The 21,366-nt window shown below is 70.4% G+C and carries 18 protein-coding genes; 7 read left to right on the forward strand and 11 right to left on the reverse strand.

The genetic code is table 11. From position 1 onward, the window contains the following. Window positions 1–54: 54 nt before the first annotated feature. Together ACH4TV_RS45700 and ACH4TV_RS45705 are read left to right on the forward strand one after the other, a co-directional pair. Window positions 55–939, forward strand: coding sequence for an NUDIX hydrolase (locus ACH4TV_RS45700; protein WP_398407382.1), 885 nt, complete (start codon window positions 55–57; stop codon window positions 937–939). After that, window positions 936–1,766: an MBL fold metallo-hydrolase gene (locus tag ACH4TV_RS45705; protein WP_398407383.1), complete on the forward strand. Its 831-nt coding sequence runs from the start codon at window positions 936–938 to the stop codon at window positions 1,764–1,766. The genes ACH4TV_RS45700 and ACH4TV_RS45705 overlap by 4 nt, the downstream gene beginning before the upstream one ends. A 5-nt stretch (window positions 1,767–1,771) precedes the next feature. Here the strand turns inward: ACH4TV_RS45705 and ACH4TV_RS45710 are convergent, their stop codons facing one another. The 3 genes from ACH4TV_RS45710 to ACH4TV_RS45720 form a co-directional block, all read right to left on the reverse strand. After that, complete coding sequence (locus ACH4TV_RS45710) at window positions 1,772–2,617, reverse strand: nucleotidyltransferase domain-containing protein (RefSeq protein WP_398407384.1); 846 nt, start codon at window positions 2,615–2,617, stop codon at window positions 1,772–1,774. 3 nt (window positions 2,618–2,620) lie between these two features. Then, entirely contained in the window at window positions 2,621–3,697 is a 1,077-nt protein-coding gene (locus ACH4TV_RS45715) for a PQQ-binding-like beta-propeller repeat protein (RefSeq protein ID WP_398407385.1), read from the reverse strand. Between the two features lie 140 nt (window positions 3,698–3,837). Further along, complete coding sequence (locus ACH4TV_RS45720; protein WP_010986016.1) at window positions 3,838–4,512, reverse strand: Crp/Fnr family transcriptional regulator; 675 nt, start codon at window positions 4,510–4,512, stop codon at window positions 3,838–3,840. A gap of 332 nt (window positions 4,513–4,844) precedes the next feature. Between ACH4TV_RS45720 and nth the strand changes: the two genes are divergently transcribed. The 3 genes from nth to ACH4TV_RS45735 all read left to right on the forward strand — a co-directional run bounded on the left by nth (window position 4,845) and on the right by ACH4TV_RS45735 (window position 7,978). Further along, entirely contained in the window at window positions 4,845–5,918 is a 1,074-nt protein-coding gene (gene nth / locus ACH4TV_RS45725) for an endonuclease III (RefSeq protein ID WP_398407386.1), read from the forward strand. A 124-nt stretch (window positions 5,919–6,042) separates the two neighbouring features. Beyond that, window positions 6,043–6,765: an NUDIX hydrolase gene (locus tag ACH4TV_RS45730; RefSeq protein WP_398407387.1), complete on the forward strand. Its 723-nt coding sequence runs from the start codon at window positions 6,043–6,045 to the stop codon at window positions 6,763–6,765. A 13-nt stretch (window positions 6,766–6,778) separates the two neighbouring features. Then, window positions 6,779–7,978 carry a MarP family serine protease gene (locus tag ACH4TV_RS45735; protein ID WP_398407388.1) on the forward strand — a complete coding sequence of 400 codons (1,200 nt, stop codon included), beginning with the start codon at window positions 6,779–6,781 and terminating at the stop codon, window positions 7,976–7,978. 30 nt (window positions 7,979–8,008) lie between these two features. Here the strand turns inward: ACH4TV_RS45735 and ACH4TV_RS45740 are convergent, their stop codons facing one another. The 6 genes from ACH4TV_RS45740 to ACH4TV_RS45765 all read right to left on the reverse strand — a co-directional run bounded on the left by ACH4TV_RS45740 (window position 8,009) and on the right by ACH4TV_RS45765 (window position 16,097). Beyond that, window positions 8,009–8,188, reverse strand: coding sequence for a hypothetical protein (locus tag ACH4TV_RS45740; RefSeq protein WP_398407389.1), 180 nt, complete (start codon window positions 8,186–8,188; stop codon window positions 8,009–8,011). A 129-nt stretch (window positions 8,189–8,317) separates the two neighbouring features. After that, window positions 8,318–9,283, reverse strand: coding sequence for an alpha/beta fold hydrolase (locus ACH4TV_RS45745; RefSeq protein ID WP_398407390.1), 966 nt, complete (start codon window positions 9,281–9,283; stop codon window positions 8,318–8,320). Continuing rightward, on the reverse strand, window positions 9,280–9,756 hold the full coding sequence (locus ACH4TV_RS45750; RefSeq protein WP_398407391.1) for a phage holin family protein: 477 nt from the start codon (window positions 9,754–9,756) through the stop codon (window positions 9,280–9,282). Before ACH4TV_RS45750 ends, ACH4TV_RS45745 begins: the two co-directional genes overlap by 4 nt. Window positions 9,757–9,845: 89 nt before the next feature. Continuing rightward, on the reverse strand, window positions 9,846–11,333 hold the full coding sequence (gene nhaA / locus ACH4TV_RS45755; RefSeq protein ID WP_398407392.1) for a Na+/H+ antiporter NhaA: 1,488 nt from the start codon (window positions 11,331–11,333) through the stop codon (window positions 9,846–9,848). Between the two features lie 140 nt (window positions 11,334–11,473). After that, on the reverse strand, window positions 11,474–13,471 hold the full coding sequence (gene acs / locus ACH4TV_RS45760) for an acetate--CoA ligase (RefSeq protein ID WP_398407393.1): 1,998 nt from the start codon (window positions 13,469–13,471) through the stop codon (window positions 11,474–11,476). A 166-nt stretch (window positions 13,472–13,637) separates the two neighbouring features. Continuing rightward, window positions 13,638–16,097 carry a bifunctional SulP family inorganic anion transporter/carbonic anhydrase gene (locus ACH4TV_RS45765; protein ID WP_398407394.1) on the reverse strand — a complete coding sequence of 820 codons (2,460 nt, stop codon included), beginning with the start codon at window positions 16,095–16,097 and terminating at the stop codon, window positions 13,638–13,640. 307 nt (window positions 16,098–16,404) lie between these two features. Here ACH4TV_RS45765 and ACH4TV_RS45770 point away from each other — a divergent pair, with 307 nt between their 5' ends. Continuing rightward, window positions 16,405–17,682: a hypothetical protein gene (locus tag ACH4TV_RS45770; RefSeq protein WP_398407395.1), complete on the forward strand. Its 1,278-nt coding sequence runs from the start codon at window positions 16,405–16,407 to the stop codon at window positions 17,680–17,682. Between the two features lie 91 nt (window positions 17,683–17,773). On the opposite strand, the gene ACH4TV_RS45775 is transcribed toward ACH4TV_RS45770, so the two are convergent. Then, window positions 17,774–18,757, reverse strand: a complete 984-nt coding sequence (locus tag ACH4TV_RS45775) for an ATP-binding protein (RefSeq protein WP_398407396.1) — start codon at window positions 18,755–18,757, stop codon at window positions 17,774–17,776. Window positions 18,758–18,857: 100 nt separating this feature from the next. Here ACH4TV_RS45775 and ACH4TV_RS45780 point away from each other — a divergent pair, with 100 nt between their 5' ends. Then, window positions 18,858–19,682, forward strand: coding sequence for an oxidoreductase (locus tag ACH4TV_RS45780; RefSeq protein ID WP_398407397.1), 825 nt, complete (start codon window positions 18,858–18,860; stop codon window positions 19,680–19,682). Window positions 19,683–20,054: 372 nt separating this feature from the next. Here the strand turns inward: ACH4TV_RS45780 and ACH4TV_RS45785 are convergent, their stop codons facing one another. After that, the gene (locus ACH4TV_RS45785; protein WP_398407398.1) at window positions 20,055–20,888 is read right to left on the reverse strand and encodes an HAD family hydrolase; all 834 of its coding nucleotides are present in this window, start codon (window positions 20,886–20,888) and stop codon (window positions 20,055–20,057) included. Window positions 20,889–21,366 lie beyond the last annotated feature (478 nt).

Here is a 21,366-nt window from a genome sequence, read left to right on the forward strand (position 1 = left end):
GGCGAGAACCCTCGGCCCCTCGAACATGCGCTCACCACCGGATAACCTCCGCCCATGGCAAACGGGCAGTGGTACCCACCGGAGTGGCCGGACCTCATCCGCGGACTCGCCGACGGGACCCTCACCCCGGTCACCCCCAAGCGCGCGGCCACCGTCATGCTCCTGAAGGACACCGGCACCGGCCCCGTCGTCCACATGCTCCGCAGACGCGCCTCCATGGCTTTCGCAGGGGGCGCGTACGCGTATCCGGGCGGCGGAGTCGACCCGCGCGACGACGACCACCTGATCCGCTGGGCGGGCCCCACGCGCGCGTGGTGGGCGTCCCGGCTGGGCCTGGGCACCGACGAGACGTCCGCGCAGGAGGCCCAGGCGATCGTCTGCGCCGCCGTACGGGAGACGTACGAGGAGGCGGGCGTCCTGCTCGCCGGCCCGTCCGCCGATTCCGTCGTCGGCGACACCACGGGCGACGACTGGGAGGCGGACCGCGCCGCGCTGGTCGCCCGGGAGCTGTCCTTCGCGGAGTTCCTGGACCGCCGCGGGCTGGTGCTCCGCTCGGACCTCCTCGGGGCCTGGGCCCGCTGGATCACCCCGGAGTTCGAGACCCGCCGCTACGACACCTGGTTCTTCGTGGCCGCGCTCCCGGCGGGCCAGCGCACCCGCAACGCCTCCACGGAGGCGGACCGCACGGTGTGGATCAAACCGGCCGACGCGGCGGCCTCGTACGACAGGGGCGAGCTGCTGATGATGCCGCCCACGATCGCGACCCTGCGCGCACTCGCCCCGTACGACAGCGCGTCCGGGGCCCTCGCCGGGTCCCTGGAGCGTGACCTGGCCCCGGTCCTGGCCAGGGCCGGCCTGGCGGACGGCGAGATTGTGCTCACCTGGCCGGGGCACGCGGAGTTCACCAAGCACATCCCGATCGGGGGAGCCCCCGCATGACCGAAGCCGCCGCTCTCCCCGGTCAGCCGCGCGGCGGGGTTCTCTCGGGCCCCGCGACCGCGCGCGCGGTCAACGTCCTCGCGCCCAACGCCTCCGCGATGACCCTCGACGGCACGAACACCTGGATCGTCTCCGAGCCGGACTCCGAACTGGCCGTCGTCGTCGACCCGGGGCCCCTGGACGACGTACACCTCAGGCATGTCGTCGACACCGCGGCGAAGGCCGGCAAACGGGTCGCGCTGACGCTGCTCACGCACGGGCACCCGGACCACGCGGAGGGTGCCGGACGGTTCGCCGAGCTGACGGGGACGAACGTGCGGGCGCTCGACCCGGCGCTGCGGCTGGGGGACGAGGGCCTGGGCCACGGGGACGTCGTGTCCGTCGGCGGGCTGGAGCTGAGGGTCGTCCCGACGCCGGGGCACACCGCGGACTCGCTGTGCTTCCATCTCCCGGCCGATCAGGCCGTCCTGACGGGTGACACCGTCCTGGGGCGCGGAACGACCGTGGTGGCCCATCCAGACGGCCGCCTGGGCGACTATCTGGACACGCTGCGGCGGCTCAGGTCCCTGACGGTGGACGACGGCGTGCACACCGTCCTGCCGGGCCACGGGCCCGTCCTCGACGACGCCCAGGGCGCGGTCGAGTTCTACCTCGCCCACCGGGCCCACCGGCTCGCTCAGGTCGAGACGGCGGTCGAGAACGGCTGTACGAGCCCCGAGGACGTGGTCGCCCGTGTCTACGCGGACGTGGACCGCTCCCTGTGGCCGGCCGCCGAACTGTCCGTACGCGCCCAGTTGGAGTACCTCCGCGAACACGGCCTCATCTAGGGCGCTTAATCGGGCTCGGGCCTCGGCGCCTTGACGCCGTGCACGCGCGCGTACTCCTCGGCCAGCCACGAGCCCAGCTCCTCGACGTGCGAGCGCAGGAACGACAGCAGGACGGCGGGATCGTCCGTCGGCTCGTGGCCCAGGGACGCCGCCTCCCTCATGCGCGGGCCCCACTCCGGGTAGTACATGGCGAACGCCTCGGCCATCTCGTACAGATCACTGGTCCAGCCTTCCCAGCGCGGCATCACCAAGGTGAAGCCCGTACGCACCAGGCGCCGCGAAATGCCCCGCACGCGCACGCGTACCGCCCCCGCGGGCGCCCCCGGGGCGGTCGCCTCGGCGATCAGGCGCCGCCAGCGTGGCAGGCAGAGGGCCAGGTCGCCGTTGGTCTCGCGGGCGAGGAGGGAGCCGGGGCGGTAGCGGGGGAGGAGCTTGGCGAGGTCCTCGCCGAGGAGGGGCGTGCAGAGGCAGGCCACGAACCAGCCCAGGTCGTACGTCTCCAGGTCGCTCAGCGTCTGCGCCCGCGAGACCAGCAGTGTGCCGGCGCCGTCGATCTGCTCGAACTCCTTGTCGAGCGCCGCGTCCAGCGCACCGGCCGCCGCCCGGTCCGCCTCCGTGGGCTCCTCGCGCAGCACGAGCAGCAGGTCGAGGTCGCTGCGGCCCACGCGCGCGGTACCGCGCGGAACGGACCCGTAGAGGTACGCGCTGTGCAGCCGTTCCCCGAAGACGTCGAGGACGCGGTCGCGGGCCGCGCCGACGACGGGCCGGAAAGCGGGCGGCACGCGCGCGAGAGAACCCTCGCGCGCGATGAACCCCTGCTCGTCCAGCCCCTTTTCCTTGCCCTGCGCCATGTGTCACTTCCAGCGGAACACGCGCAACCGGCGGGTCTCGTTCACCGCGTGGCACACCACGGCCAGCCGGTCGCCGGAGGCGGCGTAGCGGGCCCGGTAGCTGAAGCCGGGCAGTCTGCGCTCCGCCACGACCCGGCCGGTGGCGGGGTCGAGGACGGACACACGGCTGCCGTAGCCGTTGCCCACCATGAAGTACCCGCGGTGGGCCAGCGGATGGACCGTACGGCCGTGATCGGTACGCCACTCCCAGAGCCGTTCGCCGGTCGTGACGGAGTAGGCGCACAGGAGCGTGCCGGTGCTCTTCTCGTCGGAGTCGGCGGGGTCGTCCGGTTCCAGCCCGATGGCGAGGGTGTCGCCGACGACGGCGACCGTGGGCTCGAAGTCCTTGTATCCGTCGGGAAGTTCGATGTGCCACTGCCCGTCCTCGCGCACCACGTACAGCCGGGGCCGGGAACGCTTGCCGCGGTTGCCGACGGACAGGACCGGCGGATGGGTCGCCAGGACGGAGAACGAGTCGCCCCAGCGGTCGGGGAGCGGCTGCTCCCACTGGAGGGCGCCGGTGCGCAGGTCGAGGCACCGGACGGTCGCCTGCGCGTCCCCCGGCCAGGCGTGCGCGGTCGCTATCCGGCCGCGGCCGATCGCCACCTCGCACGTGTGGTCACCGATGAATCCCAGCCGGTCCTTCTCCTGGTCGCGCGACCAGACCACGTCCCCGGAGCGGAGGTCGAGCGCGGTGAGGCGGACGTGCCGGGCGTCCCGGTCGCCGTCGTCGTGGTGCAGGACGACGGCCAGGCCCTCCTCGGTGTCCGGGGCCACCCGGACGATCACGTCCTGGCCCGGCGGCTGCCATGTCCAGCGGGGCTCACCGGTCGCGGGCGCGTACGCCGCCACGCGGTCGAAGCGCGCCAGGGCCACCGTCTCGTCCGTCACCCACACGCCCAGCGGCTCGCCGAGGTCCTGCTGCTCGAACTCGGACTGCCACAGCGTCTGTGCCTCCGGGTCCCGGCGGAACAACCGCAACCGGCGCTTGCCGGGCTCCGGTGCCGCCCAGACCGACTCGGGTGCTCTGTCCTGGTGCATCTCCACCCACCCCTTGATCCCGTTCTCGTCACCGCGCGGTCCGCGCGGCCCGTGTGGTCCCCCACCCCGGTGAACGCGAGAGGGGCCCCGCCGTGCGGCGGGGCCCCTCTCGTACGTGTGGACGATTCCCGTCGACCCCGTTAACGCGACCGCTTCGCGAGGCGCTCCACGTCCAGCAGGATCACGGCCCGCGCCTCCAGGCGCAGCCAGCCGCGGCCCGCGAAGTCGGCGAGCGCCTTGTTGACCGTCTCGCGGGAGGCGCCGACGAGCTGCGCCAGCTCCTCCTGGGTCAGGTCGTGCACGACGTGGATGCCCTCCTCCGACTGCACGCCGAAGCGGCGCGAGAGGTCGAGCAGGGCGCGCGCGACACGGCCCGGCACGTCGGAGAAGACCAAGTCGGACATCTGGTCGTTGGTCTTGCGCAGGCGCCGGGCGACTGCGCGCAGAAGCGCGGCGGCCACCTCGGGGCGGACGTTCAGCCAGGGCTGGAGGTCGCCGTGGCCGAGGCCGAGCAGCTTGACCTCGGTCAGTGCGGTGGCCGTGGCGGTGCGCGGGCCCGGGTCGAACAGCGACAGCTCGCCGATCAGCTCGCCGGGGCCGAGGACGGCCAGCATGTTCTCGCGCCCGTCCGGGGACGTGCGGTGGAGCTTGACCTTGCCCTCGGTGACCACATAAAGCCGGTCACCAGGGTCGCCCTCGTGGAAAAGGGCGTCACCGCGCGCGAGGGTCACCTCACTCATGGAGGCGCGGAGCTCCGCGGCCTGCTCGTCATCGAGCGCCGCGAAGAGCGGGGCGCGCCGCAGAACGTCGTCCACGAGTTCTCTCCTTGTCGACCTGCTCAGGGGATCTTGCTCCCCGGGTACCGGGGACCGTGCTCCCCATCTTGCCGGACGGTCCAAACAGTGTGATCTGTCACAAGGATGCCGCACGGGTGTCCCGGGCAGTGCGGCAGGGGGCCAATTGGGCTCCGATCTTCCGGGTCCGGGGCGGATGTCAGTGGCGGGCTCTAGGCTGGCCGGGTGTCCAATTCGCCGGTGAGAGCACAGGCCAAGGGGCTGGGCGGGTGGCCGCACAGGGTGATTCCGCTGTGGGCGAACAGGTCACGGGTGGGGGCAGGAATGCGTAGAAAGCGGCAGAGGTGATGTCGGTGGAGAAAGCCGCCAAGAAGGTGACCGGGGCGACCGAGCCGGGGGGAACGGCCGGGACGGGTGCCTCGGAAGAGAGGGCTGCGGCGACGCAGAAGGCCGCGCCCGAGAAGGGGGCTGCCTCCGCGCGCGTGACGAAAGCGGCCACCGCCATGAGGGCGAACGCCGTGAAGGCTTCCGCCGCCAGGAAGGCAACCCCCGCGAAGCCCGCCTCCGCCAAGTCCGCCACGGCCAAGTCCGCTCCGAAGTCCGCCGTCCCGAAGGCGGCGACCCCGGGGTCCGCCGCCCCGAAGCCGCCCCGCAACGAGTCGCGCACCGCCCTCGTCCGCAGGGCACGCCGGATCGACCGCGAGCTGGCGGAGGTCTATCCGTACGCCCACCCCGAACTGGACTTCGAGAACTCCTTCCAACTCCTCGTCGCCACGGTCCTGTCCGCCCAGACCACGGATCTGCGGGTCAACCAGACGACACCGGCGCTCTTCGCCACGTACCCCACCCCCGAGGACCTGGCCGTCGCCAACCCCGAGGAGGTCGAGGAGATCCTGCGCCCGACCGGCTTCTTCCGGGCCAAGACGCGGTCCGTCATAGGGCTGTCCAAGGCCCTGTCGGAGCAGTTCGGCGGTGAGGTGCCCGGCCGGCTCGAAGACCTCGTCAAACTCCCCGGTGTGGGCCGCAAGACCGCCTTCGTCGTACTCGGCAACGCCTTCGGGCGCCCCGGCATCACCGTGGACACGCACTTCCAGCGGCTCGTGCACCGCTGGCAGTGGACTGCGGAGAAGGAGCCGGACAAGATCGAGGCCGCCATCGGCGCGCTCTTCCCCAAGAGCGACTGGACGATGCTCTCGCACCACGTGATCTTCCACGGCCGCCGTATCTGCCACGCCCGCAAGCCCGCCTGCGGTGCCTGCCCGATCGCCCCGCTCTGCCCGGCGTACGGCGAGGGCGAGACGGACCCGGAGAAGGCCCAGAAGCTCCTGAAGTACGAGAAGGGCGGCTTCCCGGGCCAGCGGCTGAACCCGCCGCAGGCGTACCTCGACGCGGGCGGCATCCCGGCGCCGCCGCTGGGAGCCGGATGAGGCCGGGGACGAGGCCGGGGGCGGGCTTGAGCTCGGGGGGTCGTACGAAACCGACGGGATCAACGCGATCGACGGAACCAACAGGACAGCCGCAGGCGTTGGAAGCAGCAGAACGGGGGTGGCGGTGACGCGCGCGAGCAACACACAGGGCGGCGAGGCGACGCTCAGCAAGGACGGCCTGCCCGGCTGGCTCGATCCGGTGGTGCACGCCGTCGAGACGGTCGAGCCGCTCCAGCTGAGCCGCTTCCTGCCGCCCGCGGACGGCGCGGGCCGCCAGTCCGCCGTACTGATCCTCTTCGGAGAAGGCGCCGGGAAGACGGGCGACGGTGATGGCGACGGCGGGCCCGAGCTGCTGCTCATGGAGCGTGCCAGTTCGCTGCGCTCGCACGCCGGTCAGCCGTCCTTCCCCGGCGGCGCCCTCGACCCGGAGGACGGTGATCCGCAGGGTGACGGTCCGCTGCGGGCCGCGCTCCGCGAGGCCGAGGAGGAGACCGGGCTCGATCCGGCCGGCGTCCAGCTCTTCGGCGTACTGCCCACGCTCTACATCCCGGTGAGCGGCTTCGTCGTCACGCCCGTGCTGGGCTGGTGGCGCGAGCCGACCCCGGTCGGTGTCGTCGATCCGAACGAGACGGCCCGGGTGTTCACGGTGCCCGTGGCGGATCTCACGGATCCGGCCAACCGTGCCACCGCCGTTCACCCCAGCGGCCACAAGGGTCCGGCATTCCTGGTCGAATCGGCCCTCGTGTGGGGTTTCACGGCCGGAATCATCGACCGTCTGCTGCACTACTCGGGCTGGGAGCGCCCCTGGGACAGGAACAAGCAGGTCCCGCTGGACTGGCGCGCGTGACAGGGTGAGCCTCGTGAATGTGCTGGACATCTTGTTGCTGGTCGCCGCCGTGTGGTTCGCGATCGTGGGCTACCGCCAGGGGTTCGTCGTCGGCATCCTGTCGGTGATCGGCTTCCTGGGCGGCGGTCTCGTCGCCGTCTATCTGCTCCCCGTCGTCTGGGGCAGCGTCACCGACGACGCCAAGGTGAGTACGACGGCCGCCGTCGCCGCGGTCGTCATCGTGATCGTCTGCGCCTCCGTCGGCCAGGCCCTGACCACCCACCTCGGCAACAAGCTGCGCCGGTACATCACTTGGTCGCCGGCCCGCGCCCTCGACGCGACCGGCGGGGCGCTCGTCAACGTCGTCGCGATGCTGCTGGTCGCCTGGCTGATCGGCGCCGCCCTCGCGCAGACGACGATGCCGACGGTGGGCAAGGAGGTCCGCGGCTCCAAGGTGCTGGCAGGCGTGCAGGAGGTGCTGCCCTCCGACGCCGACACCTGGTTCAAGGACTTCACCTCGGTCCTCGCGCAGAACGGCTTCCCGCAGGTCTTCAGCCCGTTCGCCGACGAGCCCATCAAGGAGGTCCAGCCGCCCGACCCGGCCCTCGCCAACAGCGCCGTGGCGATCAGGGCCCAGCGTTCCATCGTCAAGGTCATGGGCACCGCCCAGAGTTGCGGCAAGGTCCTGGAGGGCACCGGCTTCGTCTTCGACAGGCGCCGCGTGATGACCAACGCCCACGTGGTCGGCGGCGTCGACGAGCCCACCGTCCAGATCGGCGGCGAGGGCAAGAAGTACGACGCGACGGTCGTCCTCTACGACTGGGAGCGCGACATCGCCGTACTCGACGTACCCGATCTGGCCGCGCCCGCACTCCAGTTCACGTCCGACGACGCCGTCAGCGGGGACAGCGCGATCGTCGCGGGCTTCCCGGAGAACGGGGCGTACGACGTCCGTTCCGCGCGCGTGCGCGGTCGCATCACGGCCAACGGCCCGGACATCTACCACCGCGGCACGGTCCGCCGCAATGTCTACTCCCTGTACGCGACCGTCCGCCAGGGCAACTCCGGCGGCCCGCTGCTCACGCCCGACGGCAAGGTCTACGGCGTGGTCTTCGCGAAGTCCCTCGACGACCCGAACACCGGCTACGCGCTCACGGTGGACGAGATCGAACAGGACATCACCCAGGGCCGCACAGCCAACCAGCAGGTGGACAGCGACAGCTGCGCGCTCTGAGCCCGGTACGCAGGCACGGGCTCAGCAGCATCAGGGGCGGGGGTGGCGCAGGCGCACCGAGACCCAGCGGGCCCGGCGGCGCAGGATGCGCGGGATTCCCACCTTGAGATCCGCCCCCGCCAGGTGCGGGGAACCTCCTCGGTGGGAGCTCAGACCGTGGCCCGAGCGGCGATTGCGTGCCGCGTCACTGTAGTCGTGCGTCCAGCCCATACCCCGACGTCTGCCCCTGCCCCAAGGTCGATAACCGCCCCATGGGCCCCCAATCGGCCTATGCGCCGGGCAATTGGCTGTTCGTAGGACAGGCGTTCCTATCCTTGAATACGGGACGTGCCGACGCGGTCACCGATCAGGCTCGGGATCCTTCAACCAGTTCACCAGCTCCGCCGAGAAAGCGACCGGATCCTCTTCATGCGGGAAGTGGCCGAGGCCGTCGAACAGGCGCCAGCGGTACGGGGCCTCGACGTACTCTCCGGAGCCGGCCGCGCTGCGGGTGCGCATCACCGGGTCGAGCGAGCCGTGCAGATGCAGCGTCGGTACCCGCACCGGCCGCTTCATGCGCCGGTTGAACTGGATCCCGTCCGGACGGGCCATCGACCGGACCATCCAGCGGTACGGCTCGATCGCACAGTGCGCGGTCGACGGGATGCACATGGCCCTGCGGTACGTCTCCACCGCCTCGTCGTCCGGCAGCCGCGGCCCCGACCAGTCCCGCATCAGCCGCCCGACGAGCGCCCCGTCGTCCGCGATGAGCTGCCGTTCGGGAAGCCAGGGCCGCTGGAACCCCCAGATGTATGAACCGGCGGCCGTCTGCTTGACGTCGGAGAGCATCGCCGAGCGCCAGCGCCGGGGGTGGGGCATCGAGGACACCACGAGCCGCCGTACCAGCTTCGGGCGCATCACCGCGGCCGTCCACGCCAGGTATCCGCCCAGGTCATGGCCGACCAGCGCGGCATCGGGCTCGCCCAGGGACCGGACGACGCCCGTGATGTCGAGGGCGAGGTTCGCCGGGTCGTAACCCCGGGGCGTACGGTCGCTGCCGCCCACGCCCCGCAGGTCCATGGCGACGGCCCGGAACCCGGCGTCGGCGAGGGCGGCCAGCTGGTGTCGCCAGGTCCACCAGAACTGCGGGAACCCGTGCACGAGCATGACCAGCGGTCCGTCGCCCGTCTCGGCGATGTGGAACCGGGCGCCGTTCGCGGCGACGTCCCGGTGGATCACCTCGCGCCCACCGGGAAGGTCGAGCCGTACGACCGAGGCGGGCTGCGCCGACGAGGAGTGCGCCGAGGGTGTGGCGGGGTCCGTCATGAGGACGAGCGTGCCACAACCTCGACCGCGTCACTTACCGGAGCGGGCCGGGGGTGCGGCTTGGCCTTCTGGAGCACACCCGCCGTCTCCTTCATGGACGCGGCGACCTTCTGCGGCCCCTTGCTCTTCTTGGCCTTCTTCGCGAAGACGACACCGATCAGCACCAGGAGGAGGGCGATCAGGACGTTCGCGGCGAACGACAGCAGGAAGCAGATCGCGAGGTTCCAGTCGCTCCAGGTCCGGATGGCGTACGCCAGTGCGAAGTTGAGCATCGGCAGGGAGAAGACCAGGACCGCACCGGCCACCGTGAACGCGCCACCGCTCGTCGCGCCGCGCTTCACATCCTGCTTGAGCTGGGCTTTCGCCAGCGCGATCTCGTCGTGCACCAGCGCGGACATCTCGGTCGTCGCCGAGGCGAACAACTGGCCGATGCTGCGTTCGGCGCCGACCGGGCTGCCGTCGGGTGCGCTCATCGAGGTCTCCCTGTTGTCGTGCTCGGGTGTCTGACGTACGCGCGTCGGGCGTACGTACCTGACAACGTGTCTGGTGGTTACGTGTCAGATCATGCCGGACCGTCACCCTCGTCGCCCGCCCCGCCCGTCACTTCGGCAAGCCGGTCCCTTTCGGCGGCGTCGAGTTCGGCGGCCTTGAGCCCGGCGATGCGCCGGTGTTCTGCCGCTTTCCCCTCGTAGATGCCGGCCATGCGCAGGTGGTACGCCGGATCGTGCTCCTCGTAGATGTCGGGGATGCCGTCGAGGTCGTCGTCGCGCTCCTCCGCCTCCCAGAGCCTGCGGTATTTGGCGTTCCGTATCTTCAGCAGCACGGTCGCGGCGAGGGTGGCGATGAGTGAGCCGGTCAGGACGGCGGCCTTGATCTCGCCGGTGAGCGCCGCGTCTCCGTCGAACGCGAGTTCGCCGATCAGCAGGGAGACGGTGAACCCGATCCCGGCGAGCGAGGCGACGGCGAACACGTCGGCCCAGGCGAGGTCGTCGCTGAGCGAGGCGCGAGTGAAACGTGCCGTCAGCCAGGTCCCGCCGAAGATCCCGAGCGTCTTCCCGACGACGAGCCCGAGCACGACCCCGAGGGTCTCGGGCTGGGTGAACACGTCCCCCAGGGCCCCGCCGGACACCGACACGCCCGCGCTGAACAGGGCGAACAGCGGCACGGCGAGCCCGGCCGACAAGGGCCGCACCAGATGCTCGATGCGCTCACCGGGCGAGCGCTCCTCACCCTCGTCCGTCCGGGTCGTGCACCGCAGCATCAGGCCCATCGCGACACCGGCCACGGTGGCGTGGATGCCGCTGTTGTACATCAGCGCCCAGATGACGAGCGCGAGCGGGACGTACACGTACCACCCGCGTACGCCCTTCCGCAGCAGCAGCCAGAAGACGGCGAGGCCGACGACCGCGCCGGCGAGCGCGGCGAAGTTCAGGTCGTCGGTGAAGAAGACCGCGATGATCAGGATGGCGAAGAGGTCGTCGACGACGGCGAGCGTCAGCAGGAACGCCCGCAGGGCGCTCGGCAGGGACGTACCGATGACGGCCAGCACGGCGAGCGCGAAGGCGATGTCCGTCGCCGTGGGCACGGCCCACCCGGCGAGCGAACCGCCGCCGGTGACACTGGTGAGCGTGTAGACGAGCGCCGGTACGGCCATCCCGCACAGCGCGGCGACGACGGGCAGCGCGGCGGCCCTCGGGTCGCGCAGTTCCCCGGCGACGAGTTCGCGCTTGAGTTCGATGCCGGCGACGAAGAAGAAGATCGCGAGCAGTCCGTCGGCGGCCCAGTGCTGGAGGGAGAGGTCGAGCCCGAGGGCGGCGGGTCCGACATGGAAGTCCAGTACAGCCTCGTAACTGTCCTTGACCGGTGTGTTCGCCCAGATCAGCGCGGTGATCGCGGCGACGAGCAGCAGCACCCCACCGACGGTCTCGGTCCGCAGGGCGTCCGCGACGAACGTTCGCTCGGGCAGCGAGAGCCGTCCGAGGACCTTGCGGCTGGGGGTGCGAGGGGGGACCACGGGATTCCTCCGGTCGGTGGGCAGCATGGAGCACATGCCGACCAGACTTCCCGGCGCACCTTTGGGATCCTTACGGATCTTGTCGCGTTGTTGACGCGATGTTCAGCTTACCCAAGGTGCGGGGGGAGGCGCCGCCTGGAGGAAACCCTCTGGTCCTCTGGTTCTCTAGTCCACTTCTAGTCCTCGTTGCCCGCCGCGGGCAGCTTGGTCTGGATGAGGTCCATGACGGTGGAGTCGGTCAGGGTCGTCACGTCGCCCAGTTCGCGGTTCTCGGCGACGTCGCGGAGCAGGCGGCGCATGATCTTTCCGGAGCGGGTCTTGGGGAGCTCGGCGACCGGAAGGATGCGCTTGGGCTTGGCGATCGGGCCGAGAGCCTCGCCGACGTGGCTGCGGAGTTCGGCGACGAGGGTGTCGGTCTCGGAGGCGGTGCCGCGCAGGATCACGAAGGCCACGATGGCCTGCCCGGTCGTCTCGTCGGCGGCGCCCACCACGGCGGCCTCGGCGACGGAGGGGTGGGAGACGAGCGCGGACTCGACCTCGGTGGTGGAGATGTTGTGCCCGGAGACGAGCATGACGTCGTCGACCCGGCCGAGCAGCCAGATGTCGCCGTCGTCGTCCTTCTTGGCGCCGTCCCCGGCGAAGTACTTGCCCTCGAACCGGGACCAGTACGTGTCGAGGAACCGCTGGTCGTCGCCCCAGATGGTGCGCAGCATGGACGGCCACGGCTCGGTCAGTACGAGGTATCCGCCGCCTCCGTTGGGCACCTCCTTCGCCTCGTCGTCGACGACGGTCGCGGAGATCCCGGGCAGCGCCCGCTGCGCGGACCCCGGCTTGGTCTCGGTCACGCCGGGCAGCGGGGAGATCATCATGGCGCCGGTCTCGGTCTGCCACCAGGTGTCGACGATGGGCGTCACGTTGCCGCCGATGTGCTTGCGGTACCAGATCCAGGCCTCGGGGTTGATGGGTTCACCCACGGACCCCAGCACCCGTAGCGAGGAGAGGTCGAACTTCGCGGGGATGTCGTCCCCCCACTTCATGAACGTCCGGATGGCGGTCGGCGCCGTGTAGAGGATCGTGACCCCGTACTTCTGGATGATCTCCCAGAAGCGGCCCTGGTGCGGGGTGTCCGGCGTCCCCTCGTACATCACCTGCGTCGCGCCGTTGGCCAGCGGCCCGTACACGATGTACGAGTGCCCGGTGACCCAGCCGACGTCGGCCGTGCACCAGTAGACGTCGGTCTCCGGCTTGAGGTCGAAGACGGCGTGGTGGGTGTAGGCCGCCTGGGTGAGGTAGCCGCCGGAGGTGTGCAGGATGCCCTTGGGCTTACCCGTCGTACCGGAGGTGTAGAGGATGAACAGCGGCTGCTCGGCCTCGAACGCCTCGGGCGTGTGCTCGGCGCTCTGCCGCTCGACGACCTCGTGCCACCACACGTCCCGGCCCTCGTGCCACTCGACGTCCTGACCGGTACGGCGGACGACGAGCACGTGCTCCACGTTGTCGACGCGCTCGACGGCGGCGTCGACGGCGGGCTTGAGCGCGGACGGCTTGCCCCGGCGGTAGCCACCGTCGGTGGTGATGACGACCTTGGCGTCGGCGTCCTGGATGCGCGTGGCGAGCGCGTCCGCGGAGAACCCGCCGAAGACGACGGAGTGCGCGGCGCCGATCCGGGCGCAGGCGAGCATCGCGATCGCCGTCTCCGGGATCATCGGCATGTAGACGGCGACCCGGTCGCCCTTCTGAACTCCCAGCTCGGTGAGGGCGTTGGCGGCTTTCGACACCTCGTCCTTGAGCTCGGCGTAGGTGATCGCGCGGCTGTCGCCGGGCTCCCCCTCGAAGTGGATGGCGACCCGGTCGCCGTTGCCCGCCTCGACGTGCCGGTCGACGCAGTTGTAGGCGACGTTGAGGCTGCCGTCCTTGAACCACTTGGCGAACGGCGGGTTCGACCAGTCCAGCGTCTCGGTCGGCTCGGTGGCCCAGGTCAGCCGGCGGGCCTGCGCGGCCCAGAAGCCGAGCCGGTCAGCCTTGGCCTGTTCGTACGCCTCCGCCGTGACGTTGGCGTTTGCGGCCAGCTCGGCGGGTGGCGCGAACCTGCGCTCTTCCTTGAGCAGGTTGGCCAGGCTTTCGTTGCTCACGACATCTCCCTTTCCCAGGGTGTCCGTTGTGTCCCGGGCCACAGCTCATCAGACCGGAGGGCCCGATGACAAGGGCCGACCAGAAATTGGTTTAGACCTTTGGGGCTTCAGGTCGAGACCTGCCGGCACGCCTCTTCGTGAGGGGGACAACCAAGGTCACGTACGCGATGTTCCTCCGGTTCACCCGTCCGCCTTGCTTCAGGCTCCCTCAGGCGGACAGGCCGGCCGCCCGCACATGATCGAACACCTCTTCGTCGCCGCCCACCCCGGTGAGCAGATACGCCTGCGCCTCACCCACATGGAAATACATCCCGTGCAGATCGAGCGCCCCCTCCCGCAGCGCCCGCGCCACCGACTCGTGCGCCCTCAGATGCTCCAACTGCTGAACCACGTTGGTCAGGCAGAGCTGCTCGACCGCGTCCGCGGGCGCCCGCCCGGCGAGCCGCGCCCAGGGCCGGTCCGTCGCGGCCATCCGCTCCAGGCTCGGCAGCCCGTGCCCCAGCCACCGTCTGAGCGGCGTCCGCGCCCCGCCGGGTTCCATGCTCAGCAGCGCCTGCATGGCCCCGCACCCGGAGTGCCCGCACACCGTGATGGAACGCACCTTCAGCACGTCCACCGCGTACTCGATCGCCGCCGACACCGAGTCGTCCCCGCTGTCCTCGCCGGGCAGCGGCACGAGATTGCCCACGTTCCGTACGACGAACAGGTCGCCGGGACCACTGGAGGTGATCATCGACGTGACGAGGCGGGAGTCGGCGCACGTCAGGAACAGCTGTGCCGGCCGCTGTCCCTCCCGCGCCAGCCGGGCCAGCTCACCGCGCACCAGGGGCGCGGTGTTCCGCTGGAAAGCGCTGATGCCGCGCGCCAGTTGGTGCCCGCTCGGCCCGGTGGCACCGGGTGAGTCGGCCCAGTAGGGCGAGTGGGGCGAGGCGGAAGAACCGTCGGAACCGCTCACCCCGCCGAGTCCACGCGCCGCTTCCTCCTGTCCCTGCCCGGGCTCCGGGCGCTCGCACTGGTGGTTGCGCCAGGGTGTCCAGGGCCGGCAACGGCATCCGGACGAGCTCGCGGGCTCGGCGATACGCGTCCCCGCCCGGCCGGTCACCTCGACGGCGCCGCCCTGGGCGGTGTGCGTGTTCTGCCAGTCCTGAAGCGACTCGAACGCCGCGTGGTCCATGAACGAACCGTCCAACTCCACGACGGCGTCGGCCCCTTGGGGCACGAGGTGCAGGGTCCGGCTGAGCCGGGGCACCGCGAGGAACGTCAACTGTCCTCGTACACGTACGTAATGGACTCCCCCTGTCTCGTCGTTGCTCTCTTCGTAGGTGATCCGGGTGCGGGCGAGGCGGTGCAGGGCGACGGCGACGGCGACCGCGACGCCCAGCGTCACTCCTTCGAGGACGCCGAGGAAGACGACGCCCACGGTCGTCACCGCGTAGACCAGGACCTCGCGGTGGCGGGTCACCGTGCGGATGTGGTGCAGGGACACCATCTGGATGCCGACGGCCATCACCAGGGCGGCGAGTGAGGCGAGCGGGATCAGCTCCAGGATCGGAACCATCAGCAGCGCGGCGACTACTACGAAAACGCCGTGCAGCATCGTGGAGTTCCGGCTCACGGCACCGGCTTGCACATTTGCCGAACTCCGCACGGCCACGCCCGCGACCGGCAGACCGCCGAGCACTCCGGACGCGACGTTGGCCGCGCCCTGGCCGAGCAGCTCACGGTTCAGGTCGGAGCGGCCGACACGGGCCGCCGCCCCCGACCGCGTGACCCGCCCGGCGATCAGTTCGGGCCGGGAGGCGACCAGCTTGTCCACGGCGACCGCGCCGAGCAGCGACTGCACACTGCACACCAGCGTGACGGTGAGCACGGCGGCGACGACGCCGAGGACCGGCCCCTCGGGCAGCCCCGCCAGCGCGTGACTGCGCCAGGACGGCAGATCGACCTTGGCGAGGGTCAGCCCGGCGAACGCGGCGGTGGCGGTGGCGCCGGTGACGGCGACGAGCGCGGCCGGCACCTTGCGCAGGGCGTTCCCGGCCCGGCCGGGGATCCGTGGCCAGACCAGCAGCAGGGTCAGGGTCAGCACGCTCATCGACACGGCGCCGGGGTGCAGGTCGGCCAACTGGGCGGGCAGCGCGTGGAGGTTTTCGAGGACCGAGCTCTCCGGCGTACCCCCGAGGACGATGTGCAGCTGGGCGACAGCGATGGTCACGCCGATCCCGGCGAGCATGCCGTGGACGACGGCGGGGCTGACGGCGAGCGCGGTGCGGGCCACCCGCAGGCAGCCGAGGCCGAGTTGGGCGAGTCCGGCGAGGACGGTGATGGCGCAGGTCGTCCGCCATCCGTACCGCTGGATGAGTTCGGCGGTGACGACGGTGAGCCCGGCGGCGGGGCCGCTCACCTGGAGCGGGGAGCCGCCGAGCCGTCCGGCGACGAGTCCGCCGACGGCGGCGGCGACCAGGCCGGCCTGGAGCGGCGCGCCGGTGGCGAGGGCGATGCCCAGGGACAGGGGCAGGGCGATCAGGAAGACCGCCGTCGCGGCCGACACGTCGGCGCCCGCGATGCCGAAGCGGCGGGGCGGGGCCGGCGGCAGCGGTGGGCTGGGGGGCTGGTGCATGCGCTTCGGCCGAGACGGGTCGGGGGCGCGAGTGGGGACGCAGGCAGACATGTTTCCCGTCTCCTCCGGGGCAGCGCGGTCGCGGAACAGGTGGTCCCCCGCTCGATTGCGGGAGGTCGGGTCGCGGCCGTGGGTCACGGCGTGCAGCGGCGGGATTTCTCAACGCTCGGTAAATGGATCGTAATGCACAGTAAAGGACGTGTATGTAATTTCGGGTCAAATGGGTTAATAAATCACTCTGGGGAGTGAACTGAACTTTTGATCGGCTTGTCGTACTAATTCCTTCTTGGTCCCGTGCGACCTTGACGGCGCCGCGCCCGAAAGCGCCGGCCCGAACGAAGGAAGAGGTGGGGCGGACATGGCCGTCACCAAGAGGATCACCGCAGGCGTCGTGGCCGTCGCGGCCTGTACCGCGTCACTCGCCGGCTGCGGGGCGGGAACCACCGGTTCCTCCGGTGCGAAGGAAGGCGTGCACGGCGCGAAGAAGGCGGCGCCGGCCCCTGCTCCCAAGAGCGCGGTCCGCCTGATCGGGGACGGCTCCACCGCGTACACCGGAGCCCAGCCCCACCAGCCCAGGGCCGAGCGGCTCAAGCCCGGGCAGCGGCCGCCGCAGTTCGTCGTCTTCTCCTGGGACGGTGCGGGCGAGGACAGTCAGAGGCTGTTCTCCCACTTCCGCAAGGTGGCCAAGGACAACAAGGCTGCCATGACCTACTTCCTGAGCGGCGTGTACATGCTCCCGGAGGACAAACGGGACCTGTACCGGCCGCCCCAGCACTCGCCGGGCCGCTCCGACATCGGCTTCAACGACGAGCAGGGCATCGCCGACACCGCGAAGCAGCTGCGGCTCGCCTGGCTGGAGGGCAGCGAGATCGGCACCCACTTCAACGGCCACTTCTGCGGCAGCGGGGGTGGTGTCGGTGAGTGGTCGGTGGAGGACTGGAAGGACGAGATCGCCCAGGCGAAACGATTCGTGAAGTCCTGGAAGACCACCACGGGCATGAAGAACGCGCCCCCGCTGCCCTTCGACTACGAGAAGGAGCTCGTCGGCGCCCGCACGCCCTGCCTGGAAGGACAGAAGAACTTCATGGGCGCGGCCCGCGAACTGGGCTTCCGCTACGACACGAGCGGTGTCAACGATCAGCTCTGGCCCGCGAAGAAGCGGGGCCTGTGGGACCTGTCCATGCAGCTCGTCCCGGTGCCCGGCCGCAGCTTCGAGACGCTGACCATGGACTACAACTTCTACATGAACCAGTCAAAGGCACGCAGCGGCGACAAGCGCCGGCACGAGTACTGGGGCGACCAGTTCCGCGACGGCCTCCTCAGGGGCTTCGAACGCGCCCACGACGGTAACCGCGCGCCCCTGATCATCGGCAACCACTTCGAGTCCTGGAACGGCGGCACGTACATGCGTGCCATCGAGGAGGTCATCGAACGTGTCTGTACGAAGACCGACGTGCGCTGTGTCTCCTTCCGGCAGCTCGCCGACTGGCTGGACGCGCAGGATCCGCAGACCCTGGAGAAGTTGCGCACCCTCAAGGTCGGTGAGGCGCCCGAGCGCGGCTGGGCCACCTTCCTGGCGGGGCGCCCGGCCCCGGCGCCTAAGGGTGTACCGGGGGCGCCTGCAGCCAAGCGGTAGCGGTTGGGTGGGTGCGATTCCCGGCTGCGGGTCGGTGGGGGCTGGTCGCGCAGTTCCCCGCGCCCCTTCAGGGCGCTGCGCGCACCTGGCCTCAGACGCTGGTCGGCGTCAGGTGTTCGGTCAGTACGAAGCCGGGGTCGACCTGTGCCGCCAGGTCGACCCCGGTGCGGGCGTTGGCCCAGGAGTGGGCGTTCTTCAGGTGGAAGTGCACCATCTGGTGCGTGTAGCGCTCCCAGTCGCGCAGCTCGTAGGTGGCGTCGACGGCCGTCCGCAACCGGCGCAGGGAGCGGCGGTTGGTGTCCTCCAGGAGTTCGAACCGGGTGGGCCGACCCTTTTCCATGGCACGCACCCAGTCCGAGTGCCCGACCGTCTCCAAGAGGTCGTCCCCGACTTCGGCGCGGAGGAAGTCGAGGTCGTCCTGACCCTGCACCTTGTTGCCGACGACCTTCAGGATGACCCCGAAGTCCTGGGCGTACTCCTTGTACTGGCGATAGACGGAGACTCCCTTCCGGGTCGGTTCGGCGACGAGGAACGTGATGTCGAAGCGGGTGAAGAGGCCGGACGCGAAGGAGTCCGAGCCCGCGGTCATGTCGACGACGACATACTCGCTCGGGCCATCGACGAGATGGTTCAGGCACAGCTCCACCGCGCCCGTCTTGGAGTGGTAGCAGGCCACTCCCAGATCGGCCTCGGCGAACGGGCCGGTGACCATCAAACGGACGGCACCGCCGTCGAGCTCCACAGGTCGCGCGCAGGCGTCGTACACCGGATTGGGCTCCAGGACCCGCAGCAGCCGCGAGCCCGAGCCGGGCGGGGTCGTCTTGATCATCGCGTCGGCGCAGGCGATGCGAGGGTTCGTGCCGCGCAGGTACTCCTTGATCAGCTCCATCCGCTCGCCCATCGCGGGCATCGCGGCGGCCTCCGCCTCGTGGAGGCCGAGTGCGGCGCCAAGGTGCTGATTGATGTCGGCGTCGATGGCCAGGACCGGCGCTCCGGATGCCGCGAGGTGGCGGACGAACAGCGAGGACAGCGTGGTCTTGCCGCTGCCGCCCTTCCCGACGAAAGCAATTTTCATGTTCACTGACGGTAGTGGGGCAACCGCCAGACGTGTCCAGGGGCGTGAGGAAGTCCACTCCTTCGTGGCCCGGCTCCGCGGAGTGCGTAGGGTCGTACTCATGAGTACGACAGGTGCGGCCGCCGATCCGCTCGCGGCCCTTGGATCGCTGCCCGGGGTAGCCGACTCCGTGGAGTCCGTACGCAAGGCCGTGGACCGGGTCTACGGGCATCGCATCATGCGGCGGCGCAGCAACGCGATCACCGGTGAGGCGGCGCTGCGTGGCGCTCGCGGTTCCGCGGCCCTCTCCGGTGCCGACTGGGCCCTCGAAGAGGTGCGCCGACGCACCGACTTCAGTGGTGACGACGAGGCCCGGGTGGTGGGCGCGGCCCTGCGGCTGACCGCTGAGGCCGGCCAACTCCTGTCCATCTGGCGGCAGTCACCGCTGCGGGTGCTGGCCCGGCTGCATCTGGTCGCCGCCGCGGGAACGGGCGACGAGGTGGGACGCCCGCGGCAGGACGGCGAGCTCGTCGACGAGCCGCTGGTCGAACTGCCGCTGCCGAACGCGGCGGAGGTGTCCGGTCGGCTGGAGGGTCTCGCGGAGCTGATCATCGCGGGCGGTTCAGCGCCGGCGCTGGTCACGGCCGCCGTCGTGCACGGCGAACTCCTCGCGCTGCGCCCCTTCGGATCGCACAACGGCCTGGTCGCGCGCGCGGCCGAGCGGATCGTCCTGATCGGCAGCGGCCTCGACCCGAAGTCTGTCTGTCCGGCCGAGGTCGGGCACGCCGAACCGGGCCGCGCGGCCTATCTGGCGGCACTCGGCGGCTATGCCTCCGGCACCCCCGAGGGCATGGCGGCGTGGATCGCCCACTGCGGCCGGGCGGTCGAACTCGGGGCACGCGAATCGACGGCCGTGTGCGAGGCATTGCAGCGCGGAGCGGCATAAGACCACGAAAAAGGCCCTCCGCGGAGGGCCTTCACAGGGGCAAAGGGTTGCGGCGGTACGAGGATTCGTACCGCCGCTGGCATGTTCACCCGGTTACCAAGCGTCCTCGAGATATTGCCCATCAGGTCGGGAACTTGGCCCGTCCCTGGTGCGGCTGGCCCGTAATCGACGGGTCGACGTCGCGTGGGTGCCCAGTGTTCATGCTCGGTCCGTGGGCCAAATGCGTTATTAAGGTGATCCTTTCGGATGTCCTTGGTCTCGCGGGCCGTTGACTCCTTTCTACTCCTGGACCGGAGCAAGCGGAAGTCCTGGCTGCACTTCTTTACTTGCACGCTCAAACAGGCATGAACCGGGACAGGCGGGAGGGCCAGGTCAGGCGACCGTCGGGCGGCGCCGGCTCGCGTACCAGACGAGACCCGCGGTGGCCGCCGCCGCACCTATCGCCGCCGCTGCCACCAGTGCCGGACGCGGCGGAACGGAGAGCGCGGGCAGGCGCTGCTTCAGCCGGACCGGGCGGTGGAAGTCCAGAATCGGCCACCCCCGGGCGAGCGCTTCCCGGCGCAGTGCGCGGTCCGGGTTCACAGCGTGCGGATGGCCGACGGATGCCAGCATGGGGATGTCGGTGGCGCTGTCGCTGTACGCGTAGCAGCGCGCGAGGTCGTACCCCTCGGACCCGGCCAGCTCCTTGACCGCCTCGGCCTTGGTCGGCCCGTACGCGTAGTACTCCACCTCGCCCGTGAAGCAGCCGTCGTCGCCGACGACCATGCGCGTGGCCACCACCCGGTCCGCGCCGAGCAGTTCGCCGATCGGTTCGACGACCTCCGCGCCCGACGTGGACACGATCACCACGTCACGGCCGGCTGTGTGGTGCTCCTCGATGAGGGAGGCGGCCTCGTCGTAGATGATCGGGTCGATCAGGTCGTGCAGGGTCTCGGCGACGATCTCCTTGACCTGCTGGACGTTCCAGCCGCGGCAGAGCGCGGAGAGGTACTCGCGCATGCGCTCCATCTGGTCGTGATCGGCGCCGCCCGCCAGGAAGACGAACTGGGCATATGCGGTACGCAAGACGGCCCTGCGGTTGATCAGACCGCCCTGGTAGAACGACTTGCTGAACGTGAGCGTGCTCGACTTCGCAATGACCGTCTTGTCCAGGTCAAAGAAGGCGGCTGTGCGGGGCAAGGAGTGGTTTTCCACGAGGCTGAGCATAGGCGCCCACCATTCGGCGTAAGCTGTGGCGCGTGGGTTTGCCTGAGAGGGCTCTCGGGTACACCATGGAAGTCACGGATCGTTCGCGACCGTGCTAACCCGGTCCGGCTCCTCCCCCCCCGAGTCGAACCGTGGGGACGACCCCCGCTCTCCCCCCCGGCGGGGGTCGTCGCATGTCCGGGTGGGTTTTCTTTCTCCCTTCGCGCTCCCTTCGCGGCTGTAGTGCCGCTTCGAGGCGGCTTCGGCCGCCTCTTTCGTGTGCCCGCGATCAGTCACTGTGCGTAACTGTGACGCTGCTCTGTGGAAAGTCGTACGGGGGTCACCTGTTTGGGTGACGGCGATATTCACAATCGCCGAGTTGTCCACAGTTTTCGACCAAGATCCACACGATTTCCGGGTTCGCTGCACCGTGATTCCAGCGCGTCCCGATCGCGGCGAGTTCATGGCCGGTTCCGTTTGCGGGGCGCGTTTGGCCGGT

It is taken from the genome of Streptomyces sp. NPDC020898 (genome assembly GCF_044333925.1).
Classification (GTDB): Bacteria; Actinomycetota; Actinomycetes; order Streptomycetales; family Streptomycetaceae; genus Streptomyces.

Bases quoted from the DNA above. Each gene is read 5' to 3' on its own strand.
- ACH4TV_RS45700 (WP_398407382.1), top strand. From the start codon at position 55: ATGGCAAACGGGCAGTGGTACCCACCGGAGTGGCCGGACCTCATCCGC.
- ACH4TV_RS45705 (WP_398407383.1), top strand. From the start codon at position 936: ATGACCGAAGCCGCCGCTCTCCCCGGTCAGCCGCGCGGCGGGGTTCTC.
- ACH4TV_RS45710 (WP_398407384.1), bottom strand. From the start codon at position 2,617: ATGGCGCAGGGCAAGGAAAAGGGGCTGGACGAGCAGGGGTTCATCGCG.
- ACH4TV_RS45715 (WP_398407385.1), bottom strand. From the start codon at position 3,697: ATGCACCAGGACAGAGCACCCGAGTCGGTCTGGGCGGCACCGGAGCCC.
- ACH4TV_RS45740 (WP_398407389.1), bottom strand. From the start codon at position 8,188: ATGGGCTGGACGCACGACTACAGTGACGCGGCACGCAATCGCCGCTCG.
- ACH4TV_RS45745 (WP_398407390.1), bottom strand. From the start codon at position 9,283: ATGACGGACCCCGCCACACCCTCGGCGCACTCCTCGTCGGCGCAGCCC.
- ACH4TV_RS45750 (WP_398407391.1), bottom strand. From the start codon at position 9,756: ATGAGCGCACCCGACGGCAGCCCGGTCGGCGCCGAACGCAGCATCGGC.
- nhaA (WP_398407392.1), bottom strand. From the start codon at position 11,333: ATGTGCTCCATGCTGCCCACCGACCGGAGGAATCCCGTGGTCCCCCCT.
- ACH4TV_RS45765 (WP_398407394.1), bottom strand. From the start codon at position 16,097: ATGTCTGCCTGCGTCCCCACTCGCGCCCCCGACCCGTCTCGGCCGAAG.
- ACH4TV_RS45770 (WP_398407395.1), top strand. From the start codon at position 16,405: ATGGCCGTCACCAAGAGGATCACCGCAGGCGTCGTGGCCGTCGCGGCC.
- ACH4TV_RS45775 (WP_398407396.1), bottom strand. From the start codon at position 18,757: ATGAAAATTGCTTTCGTCGGGAAGGGCGGCAGCGGCAAGACCACGCTG.
- ACH4TV_RS45780 (WP_398407397.1), top strand. From the start codon at position 18,858: ATGAGTACGACAGGTGCGGCCGCCGATCCGCTCGCGGCCCTTGGATCG.
- ACH4TV_RS45785 (WP_398407398.1), bottom strand. From the start codon at position 20,888: ATGCTCAGCCTCGTGGAAAACCACTCCTTGCCCCGCACAGCCGCCTTC.